The following is a 9,349-nucleotide window of genomic DNA, read 5'->3' as shown; positions in this document are numbered from 1 at the left end:
TGGCCGGCCGCGCCCTGCACCCGGCCCGCACCGGCCGAGCCGCCCGGACCGCGCGGATACGGGACCTCCTCGCCGCCGTCGAACTGCGCGCCGCGGGAGAGGACCAGGAGATCCGCTTCCTGTCCGGCGGCAACCAGCAGAAGGCCGTCCTGGCCCGATGGCTCGCGCTCACCCCGAGGATCCTGCTCTTCGACGAACCGACCCGCGGCATCGACGTGGGTGCCAAGTCGGCGATCCACGACCTCGTCCGCAGGCTGGCCCAGGGCGGCGCCGCCGTGCTGATGGTCTCGTCCGAACTGCCCGAACTGCTCGGCATGAGCGACCGGATCGCCGTCATGCGCGACGGCCGGATCGCCGGCGAACTGCCCGCCGGGGCGAGCGAGGAGGACGTCATGCGGCTGGCGGTCGGCACCGTACGGGAGACGGCCGGATGAGCGGCGGCGCGCTGTCCCCGCCGGCCCGCCCGACCCCGCCCGGCGTGTTCGTCGCCCTGGCCCTCACCCTCGCGGCCGGCTGGCTCGTCGTCACCCTCGACGGCGGACGGCTGTTCAGCCAGGCGACGACCGTGAGCCTGCTGCACGTCGCCGCAGGACTCGGCCTCGTCGCCGTCGGCCAGACGCTGGTCGTCGTCGGGGGCTCGCTGGACCTGTCCGTGGCGTACGTGGTCAGCCTGAGCACCCTCGTCGCCGCCGAGACCATGGCCGGTGACGACGGCGCACTGGTCCCGGCGATCGCCCTGACGCTCGCCGTCGCCGCCGCGATCGGCCTCGTCAACGGCCTGCTCGTCACCCTGGCGCGGATCAACCCCTTCATCGCGACCGTCGGCGTCGGGCTGCTGCTGAAGGGATACCTCGACAACGGCTACGACGGCCCGGCCGGCAAGACCGCACCCGCACTCGTGCAGGGCCTCGGGTACCAGCGCCTCGGCCCGGTGCCGGTGTCGTTCCTGCTGCTGCTCGCCACCGCCGCCACGGCCTGGTTCGTCCTGACGCGCACCCGCTTCGGCCACCACCTGATCGCCGTCGGCGGTGACCCGCAGGTCGCCCGGCTCTCGGGGGTACGGGGCAACCGGGTCCTCGTCACCGCGCATGTGCTGTGCGCCCTGTGCGCCGGCCTCGCCGGGGTCTACCTCGCCGCCCGGCTCGGCGCGGGCGCACCGAGGGTCGGCACCGAGGGGCTGTACGACCTGGAGTCGATCGCCGCGGTCGTGCTCGGCGGCACCGCCCTGGCCGGCGGGCGCGGCGGCGTCGTCGGCACGGTCGGCGGTGTGCTGCTGCTCGCGAGCATCGACGCGGTCTTCAACCAACTGGAGGCCGACGTGTTCTTCAAGCAGGTGATCCGCGGTGTGATCATCATCGCGGCGGTCGCCGTCCACGCCCGCCGGGCGCTGCGGAAGGCGACCTAGCATGCGGATCGCGCGCGCACGACGGCTGTTCGACCTCCGCTCAGGCTCCCTCGCACCGATCGTCGTGATCCTGGTGGCGCTGCTGGCCCTGCTGACCGCCCGCCAGCCCGACTTCCTCTCACCGCCGTCACTGACGGCGTTCCTCGGCCGCTCCGCGCCGGTCGTGCTGCTCGCCGCCGGCCAGTACTTCGTGATCGTCTCCGGCGAACTCGACCTGTCCGTCGGCTCCCTGGTCACCGCACAGGTGGTCGTCGCCGCCCGGCTGATCGACGGCGACCCGGCGGCCGGCTGGCCCGTCGCCGTCCTCCTGTTCGCGTTCGGCGTCGCCGTCGGCCTCGTCAACGGCCTCGTCACCACACGGCTGCGGGTGCCGTCGTTCATCACGACCCTCGGCATGTTCCTGATCCTCGTCGGCGCCGTGTACCTGTGGTCCGACGGCGCCCCGAAGGGCAGCCTCTCCGAGGGGTTCCGCCGGATCGGCCGGTCGGGCTTCGAGAACGTGCCCGTGGTGGAGCGGATCCCGTACGCCCTGCTCGTCCTGCTGGCGGTGGCCGCTGTGGCGCTGGTGCTGACGCGCTCCGACTTCGGCCGCACCCTGACCGCCGTCGGCGGCAACCCGCGCACCGCCGAGCTGAGCGGTGTGCGCGTGTGGCGTGCGAAGACCCTGGCGTTCGTCCTCAGCGCGGTCGCCGCCACCCTCGCGGCGATCCTCATCGGCGGATACAGCGGAGTGTCGTTCCAGGCGGGCGCGGGCCTGGAGTTCGGCGCGATCACCGCGGCCGTCCTCGGCGGGGTCGCGCTCGGCGGGGGCCGCGGGTCCGTCGTCGGCGCGATGCTGGGCGCGCTGACCCTGGAGACGCTCTTCACGCTCATGAACTTCTACGGCGTCTCCGGCGCCCTCGAACCGACCGTCCAGGGCGCGATCATCCTGCTCGCCGTGGCAGCGGCGTCCTACCGACTCCCGTCCGGATGAAGGGGATTCAGTGAGACATTCCATGACGGTGCTGGCCGTCAGCAGCCTGCTGGTGCTGGCCGGCTGCTCGACCGACGAACCCTCCACCGGCGCATCGGGCACACCCTCGAAAGGCACCGGCCGGCAGTCCAAGTTCTTCGTGCGGGCCGACTACGACCGGCAGCTCGCCCTCCTCGACGCCACCCCCACCGGACCGGCCGGCAAACCCTGGGAGCAGGCCCTCGACCCGGCGATGGCGGACACCGCGAAGTACAAGAAGCCCGGACCGTACAAGATCTGCTTCTCCAACGCGGGGCTCAACAACCCCTGGCGCCAGGTCGGTTTCAAGACCATGCAGGCCGAGGTGGACACCCACCGCGACCGGATCTCCGAGTTCGTCCACCTCGACGCCGAGGGCAAGGACCAGAAGCAGATCGCCGACATCAACGACCTGCTGGGCAAGGGCTGCCACGCCCTCATCGTCTCGCCGAACACCACCGCGACCCTCACCCCGGCCGTGGAGGCCGCGTGCGCCGAGGGCCTGCCGGTCGTCGTCTTCGACCGGGGCGTCGACACGACCTGCCCGGTGACGTTCATCAACCCGATCGGCGGCTACGGATTCGGCCACGTCGCGGCCGAGTTCGTCACCGCGAGGACCAAGCCGGGCGGCAAGGTCCTCGCGCTGCGCATCCTGCCCGGCGTCGACGTCCTGGAGACCCGCTGGTCCGCCGCGAAGATCGCCTTCGACAAGGCGGGCGTCGACGTCGTCGGCGTCGAGTTCACCGACGGCGACCCGGCCAGGACGAAGAAGATCGTGAACGACTACATCCAGCGGTACGGCACGATCGACGGCGTCTGGATGGACGCCGGAGCGGTCGCCGGCGCGGCCGTCGAGGCGTTCGAGGACGCCGGCAAGCCCGTCCCGCCGATCAACGGTGAGGACCAGCTCGACTTCCTGAAACTGTGGAAGGACAAGAAACTCACGGCGATCGCCCCGACCTACCCCACCTACCAGTGGCGCACCCCGGTCATCGCCGCGCTGAAGATCCTCGACGGCAGGCCGGTGCCGAACCCCTGGAAGCTGCCCCAGCCGGTCATCACCCAGGACAACCTGGACGAGTACGTCGACCCCACCATGCCGCCCCTGCACTACGCGATGTGCGGCTGCACCGGCCTGCCCGACTACCCACGGCGCTGGAAGTAGCCCGGTGCACCCCATCGGCGTCAACCCGTGGGTCTGGGCCTCGCCGGTCGACGACGCGGCCCTGGCCGAACTGGTGCCCCGCATCGCCGCGTTCGGGTTCGACGCGGTCGAGCTGCCGGTCGAGCACCCCGGCGACTGGGACCCCGCCCGCACCCGGGACCTCCTCGCGGCCCACGGTCTGCGCGCCGCCGGCGTCTGCGCCGTCACCTCACCCGGACGCGACCTCGTCAACGCGCCCCCGGAGACCGTCGCCTCCACCGCGGCCTACCTGAGAACCTGCGTGGACCACGCGGCGGCCGTCGGCGCCCCCTGCGTCGGCGGCCCCGTCTACGCCTCGGTGGGCCGGACCTGGCGCATGACACCGGGGGAGCGCGCGACCTGCTACGCGGACGTCCGCCGCGCCCTGCGACCCGTGGCCGACCACGCGGGGGAGCGGGGCGTGAGCATCGGCGTGGAGGCCCTCAACCGCTACGAGACGAGCGTCGTCAACACGGTCGAGCAGGCGGTGGAGCTGATCGACGGCCTGCCCGCGAACGTCGGCCTCATGATCGACACCTACCACATGAACATCGAGGAGGCCGACCCCTACGGGGCGCTCGGCACGGCCGGCCCGCACATCAAGCACGTCCAGGTCAGCGGCACCGACCGGGGTGCACCGGGCGCCGACCACTTCGACTGGCCGCGCTTCCTCGGCGGCCTGGCCAAGGCCGGCTACGGCGGCGCGGTGTGCATCGAGTCGTTCACCGCGCAGAACGCGTCCATCGCCACCGCCGCCTCGATCTGGCGCCCGCTCGCCCCGACGCAGGACGCTCTCGCCCGGGACGGGCTGGCCTACCTCCGCACCGTCCTGAGTGCCCTTAAGGAGACAACGTGTCCACCCCACTGACGCCCCTCACGCTCCGAAGGCGGCTGCTGACCGCAGTGGCCACCGGCGGTCTCGCCGCGACCGCCCTGGTGGCGTTCCCCGCCCCCGCCGCCGCGGCCCCCCTCACCCTGTACGCCTCACCGACCGGCACCGGCACCGACTGCTCCAGCGCGCAGCCGTGCTCACTGACGGGCGCGCAGACGGCCGTGCGCTCCCTCAACGACTCCATGTCCGACGACATCGTCGTCCAACTGGCCGACGGCGTGTACCGGTTGGCCCAGCCCTTCCGGCTGACGGCGGAGGACTCCGGCTCGAACGGCCACACCGTCAAGTGGCAGGCCGCCCCGTCCGCCCGCCCGGTGATCACCGGCGCCCGCGCGATCACCGGCTGGACGGTGGCCGACTCGGGCAAGAACATCTGGAAGGCCGACGTCCCCGCAGGCGTCGACGCCCGACAGCTCTACGTCGACGGCGCCATCGCCACCCGCGCCCGCACCCAGGTCAACCGGGCCGACTTCACGGCCTCCAGCACCGGAATGAGGTTCACCAGCAGCGCACTCGGCTACCTGAACAACCTCGCGAACCAGAACCGGGTCGAGGTGGAAGGCGTCAACTCCTTCACCGACCGCTACTCACCGGTGCAGAGCATCAGCGGCAACTTCCTGACGATGCAGCAGCCGGCGTGGAACAACAACAACTTCGGCTACGACACCCTCATGAGGCCGTTCCGGGCCGGCCCGCTCTACCTGGCCAACGCGTACGAATTCCTCGACGCGCCCGGCGAGTGGTACCTCAACCCCACCACCAGAACCCTGTACTACAAACCCCTGGCCGGACAGAACATGAGCACCGCCGACGTGGAGCTGCCGACGCTCCAGTCCCTGGTGAACCTCGGCGGCACCTACAGCGAGCCCGCGCACCACATCACGTTCAGCGGCATCACCTTCACCGGCACGAGCTGGCTCGGCCCCAGCAGTAACCAGGGGTACGCGGACCAGCAGACCGGCGCCTACATCTCCGGCACCTGGAACTGGCCCGGCTTCGACTCCTGCCACAGCGGCTGCACCCAGTTCGAGGCCGCCCGGCCGCACTGGCAGCAGATGCCCGCCGCCGTGCAGATCTCCGCCGCGAACACCATCACCTTCAGCGACTCCCGGTTCGTCAACCTGGGCCAGACGGCCATCGGCATCGGCAACGACGCCAACGCGCACGCCAGCGGCGTCGGTCTGGGCGCGGCCGACATCACGGTGACCCGGTCGGAGATCGCCCGCAGCTCCGCCGGCGGAGTCCTGGTGGGCGGCGTGCAGGCCGACGCCCACCACCCCGGCGACCAGCGCATGGTCAACAAGAACATCACCGTCAGCAACAACCGCATCCACGACCTCGGGGCGGACTACCGGGGCATCGTCTCCGTCCTCACCACCTACGTCACAGGCACCGACGTCTCCCAGAACGAGGTCTACAACATGCCGTACTCCGGCATGTCGATCGGATACGGCTGGGGCTCCAACGACGCGGGCGGCAGCAACCACTACGCGAACCGCGGCCTGTACAACTACCAGCCGCGCTACACGACGCCGACCACCGCGTCCGGCAACCGCCTCATCGGCAACTACATCCACGACGTCATGCAGCAGATGAACGACGGCGGCTGCATCTACACGCTCGGCTGGAACCCGAACGCACAGATCAGCCGGAACTACTGCCAGCGGACCAACGGATACTTCGGGCTGTACTTCGACGAGGGCTCCAAGTACTACAAGGCCACCAACAACGTCTTCTCCAACACCGGTACGTGGGCGACGGCCAACTACGGCGGCGGCGAGAACATGGGGAACTGGACCGTCACCGACAACTGGTCCACCAACGGCAGCACGAACGTGACCAACGGCGACCGGGGCAACGTCGTCTCCGGCAACACGACGGTCACCAACGGCAACTGGCCCTCCGGCGCACAGAACGTGATGGCGTCCGCCGGACCGCAGGGCGGCACCACCCCGCAGCCGGCCCGGCAGATCGTGGGCGCGCAGTCCGGGCGTTGCCTGTCTCTCCCCAACTCCAGTACGGCGAACGGCACTCAGGCCCAGTTGTGGGACTGCACCGGCGCGGTGGGCCAGACCTGGACCTACACCGCCGGCAAGCAGCTGACCGTCCCGGGCGACAAGTGCCTCGACGCGAGCGGCGGCGGCACGGCCAACGGGACGGCCGTCATCGTCTGGGACTGCAACGGGCAGGCCAACCAGCAGTGGAACGTGGGGACCGACGGCACCGTCACCGGCGTCCAGTCCGGGCTGTGTCTCGACGCCAGCGGCAGCGGCACCGCCAACGGCACCCGGATCAACCTGTGGTCCTGCCACTCCGGCGCCAACCAGCAGTGGACGATGCGGTAGAAGCCGCCTCTAACGCCGCAGCAGGGTCGGCTCGCCCGGCCCGCTGCGGCGCACCACCCACGCCTCGGTGATGTGGGTGAACATCGCCTCGGACGCGCCCTCGGGGTCGTGCGAGGCGATCTGCTCGTAGATGTGCCGGTGCCCGTTGTTGGACGCGACGCAGAAGGCGCGGCCGGTGCGGCCCGTGTACCGGGCGGAGTCGACGACCTGGCGCTCCAGCGAGCGGACCACGGCACGGCCGATGCGGTTGCCCGACGCCTGCATGACGGTGTCGTGGAACGCCCGGTCCTCCTCCTGGTACGCGGCGGGGTCGTCGACGAGTTCGTCCATCCGCTCCACCAGCGCGCGCAGCCGCTCCAGCACCTCGGCGTCCGCCAGGCGGGCGGCGACGTTCGCCATGTCGGACTCCAGCGCGCGGCGGGTCGCGACGAGGTGGTCGAGGATCGCCAGGCTCTCGTCCTCGGCGATGGTCGCGCCGAGGACCAGTTCGTCGAGCATGTTCCACATCGCGGGCGGGGTGACCGTCGTACCGGCGCCCTGCCGGACCTGCACCAGCCCCTTCTCCTGAAGGATCTTCACCGCCTCGCGCACCACGGTGCGGCTGACCGAGAAGGTCTTGCAGAGAACGGGCTCGGAGGGGAGCGGCGAGCCGGACGGGTGGACTCCGCGGACGATCCGCTCCACCAGCTCGGCCGTGAGCGCGGCGGCGAGATTCGCCGGGCGCCGGCTCCAGGCGGGAGCCTCGAAAGCCCCTGCGGATGACTGCGGTGCAGCCGTCATGGACACCCCCTGGGACGCGTGGCGCACCACGGATGCTGCCCAACTGTACGCCATCCGGTTGACGTCATACGTCATACGAGTTACATACGTCATACGAGTTGCGTTCCTCCTCGGCTTCGGCCGCCGGGCTCGTCCTCTCTCACGGTGCGGCTGGGGAAGGGACGTTCGACCTCATGGGATGGAGGATCGATGAGAACGGTTGTGCACCGCGGGGCCCGCACCCTCGCGACCGAGGCGTTACGTACGGATCCCCGACGAGGCGGGGATCGCCGCAGACGCGTCGACGGCGGACGGCCGGGGCGATGACGGGCCGTGAGGCACCACCGGCCGAGCACCCCCGAACCGACGAGACGAACCTGGTCGTCGCCGCGCAGTCCGGCGACCCACGAGCGCTGGACGACCTGGCCACGGCGTACCTGCCACTGGTGTACGCGATCGTGCGCAGGGCGTTGGGCGAGCCCTCCGACGTCGACGACGTCGTGCAGGAGACGATGCTGCGGGCCCTGCCCGAACTGCGCACACTGCGCGCCCCGGAGTGCTTCCGGTCCTGGCTCGTCACGATCGCGACCCGGCAGATCAGCACCCACCTGCACCGGCGCCGGGCGGACGCCGAACGAACCGCCCCCCTCGACCGCGTGACCGGCCCGCCGGACGCCGACGCCGAGAACCTGGCCCTGATCCACGTCGAACTGTCCGGTCACCGGCGCGAGACCGTCCGCGCCAGCCGATGGCTCGACCCGGACGCCCGGACGCTGCTGTCGCTGTGGTGGCTGGAGACCACGGGCCGGCTGACCCGGGCGAAGCTCGCGGCCGAACTGGGCACGAGCGTGGCGCACACGGGTGTGCGCGTCCAACGGATGCGCGGCCAACTGGAGCTGAGCCGGCACCTCGTGGCCGCGCTGGACGCCGACCCCCGCTGCCCCCGGCTGACCGCCGCGCTGAGGGGCTGGGACGGCGTGCCGAGCACGCTGTGGCGCAAGCGCATCACCCGGCACACCCGCACCTGCGCGGACTGCGGCCGGGCCGCCGGTGAACTGGTACCCCTGGAACGGCTGATCGCCGCCCTGGGCGCGCTCCGCTGAGAGGCGACCGTTCGAGTCGGCCGCCGATAACGAAAAGCGCCGCGAATTACACGCGTTCCGCACTTCGATTCGCCGCTGGAAAAGGTGGTGCGAAGTCGCCCGCATATACCGACGGTTTACCTCTTGAATGGACCATGGCAGTCTGTCAATCTCTAGTCGTCGACGCGTGACGCTCCCCATTCACAACCTGTGAAAATTCATGGCCTGTGAAAGCGAAAGCCGAAGAGCGATCAACGGATTGGGTGCCGGTGATGAACGAACCGCCGTCATCGTCTCGGCCTGCTGACCGGATACCCGGGCGACACCCGGGAGTGAGGCTTTCCAGACGCCACGGCAGCGGCATGACGCTGACATGCCTGCCGCACGGGCGATCTGGGAGGGGGCCGGCGCGGAGCGGGCAAGCTCCGCGCCGGCTCGGCATCCCGCCGACCGGCCTGTGACACAGGACCCGGCACGGACCACGCTTCGGGAGGGTTCCGGTGGCGGCCGGTCGGGCGACGCGAGCGCTCAGGCCGTGGCGGCTCTCACCTGCGGCCTGCCAGTGCCCAAGCCCGCGACCCGCTCCGGCCCCTGAAGGGAGAACGACATGTCCGAGGTGACACGCAGACGGCTCCTCGCCGCCGGTGCGGCGGCGGCCGGTGCGGGGATCGTGCCGGGCGGGTGGACGGCCG

General features: G+C 71.0%; 8 protein-coding genes. 7 read left to right on the top strand and 1 reads right to left on the bottom strand.

Annotation, left to right across the window (positions count from 1 at the left end; all coding sequences use genetic code 11):
- The 6 genes from ACVNF4_RS27650 to ACVNF4_RS27625 all read left to right on the top strand — a co-directional run.
- A partial coding sequence (locus tag ACVNF4_RS27650; protein ID WP_461805593.1) for an ATP-binding cassette domain-containing protein occupies positions 1-434 on the top strand: 434 nt, incomplete at its 5' end.
- Complete coding sequence (locus ACVNF4_RS27645; RefSeq protein ID WP_461805592.1) at positions 431-1,405, top strand: ABC transporter permease; 975 nt, start codon at positions 431-433, stop codon at positions 1,403-1,405. The genes ACVNF4_RS27650 and ACVNF4_RS27645, both read left to right, overlap by 4 nt.
- 1 nt (position 1,406) lies before the next feature.
- The gene (locus ACVNF4_RS27640) at positions 1,407-2,378 is read left to right on the top strand and encodes an ABC transporter permease (protein WP_461805591.1); all 972 of its coding nucleotides are present in this window, start codon (positions 1,407-1,409) and stop codon (positions 2,376-2,378) included.
- Between the two features lie 22 nt (positions 2,379-2,400).
- A complete protein-coding gene (locus ACVNF4_RS27635) occupies positions 2,401-3,561 on the top strand; it encodes a substrate-binding domain-containing protein (protein WP_461805595.1) in 1,161 nt (386 codons plus the stop codon).
- Between the two features lie 4 nt (positions 3,562-3,565).
- Entirely contained in the window at positions 3,566-4,447 is an 882-nt protein-coding gene (locus tag ACVNF4_RS27630) for a sugar phosphate isomerase/epimerase family protein (protein ID WP_461805590.1), read from the top strand.
- A gap of 68 nt (positions 4,448-4,515) precedes the next feature.
- Positions 4,516-6,816 carry a ricin-type beta-trefoil lectin domain protein gene (locus tag ACVNF4_RS27625; protein WP_461805594.1) on the top strand — a complete coding sequence of 767 codons (2,301 nt, stop codon included), beginning with the start codon at positions 4,516-4,518 and terminating at the stop codon, positions 6,814-6,816.
- Positions 6,817-6,825: 9 nt separating this feature from the next.
- Here ACVNF4_RS27625 and ACVNF4_RS27620 read toward each other — a convergent pair whose 3' ends face one another.
- Complete coding sequence (locus ACVNF4_RS27620; protein WP_461805589.1) at positions 6,826-7,671, bottom strand: FadR/GntR family transcriptional regulator; 846 nt, start codon at positions 7,669-7,671, stop codon at positions 6,826-6,828.
- A 227-nt stretch (positions 7,672-7,898) separates the two neighbouring features.
- On the opposite strand from ACVNF4_RS27620, the gene ACVNF4_RS27615 reads away from it, so the two are divergent.
- The gene (locus ACVNF4_RS27615; RefSeq protein WP_461805588.1) at positions 7,899-8,678 is read left to right on the top strand and encodes an RNA polymerase sigma factor; all 780 of its coding nucleotides are present in this window, start codon (positions 7,899-7,901) and stop codon (positions 8,676-8,678) included.
- The last annotated feature ends 671 nt before the right edge of the window (positions 8,679-9,349 follow it).

Source organism: Streptomyces sp. S6 (assembly GCF_054880855.1).
Note: the sequence above shows the minus strand (reverse complement) of the source record. Positions and strands in the feature narration are given on the sequence as shown.

Bases quoted from the DNA above. Each gene is read 5' to 3' on its own strand.
- ACVNF4_RS27615 (WP_461805588.1), top strand. From the start codon at position 7,899: ATGACGGGCCGTGAGGCACCACCGGCCGAGCACCCCCGAACCGACGAG.
- ACVNF4_RS27620 (WP_461805589.1), bottom strand. From the start codon at position 7,671: ATGACGTATGACGTCAACCGGATGGCGTACAGTTGGGCAGCATCCGTG.
- ACVNF4_RS27640 (WP_461805591.1), top strand. From the start codon at position 1,407: ATGCGGATCGCGCGCGCACGACGGCTGTTCGACCTCCGCTCAGGCTCC.
- ACVNF4_RS27635 (WP_461805595.1), top strand. From the start codon at position 2,401: ATGACGGTGCTGGCCGTCAGCAGCCTGCTGGTGCTGGCCGGCTGCTCG.
- ACVNF4_RS27645 (WP_461805592.1), top strand. From the start codon at position 431: ATGAGCGGCGGCGCGCTGTCCCCGCCGGCCCGCCCGACCCCGCCCGGC.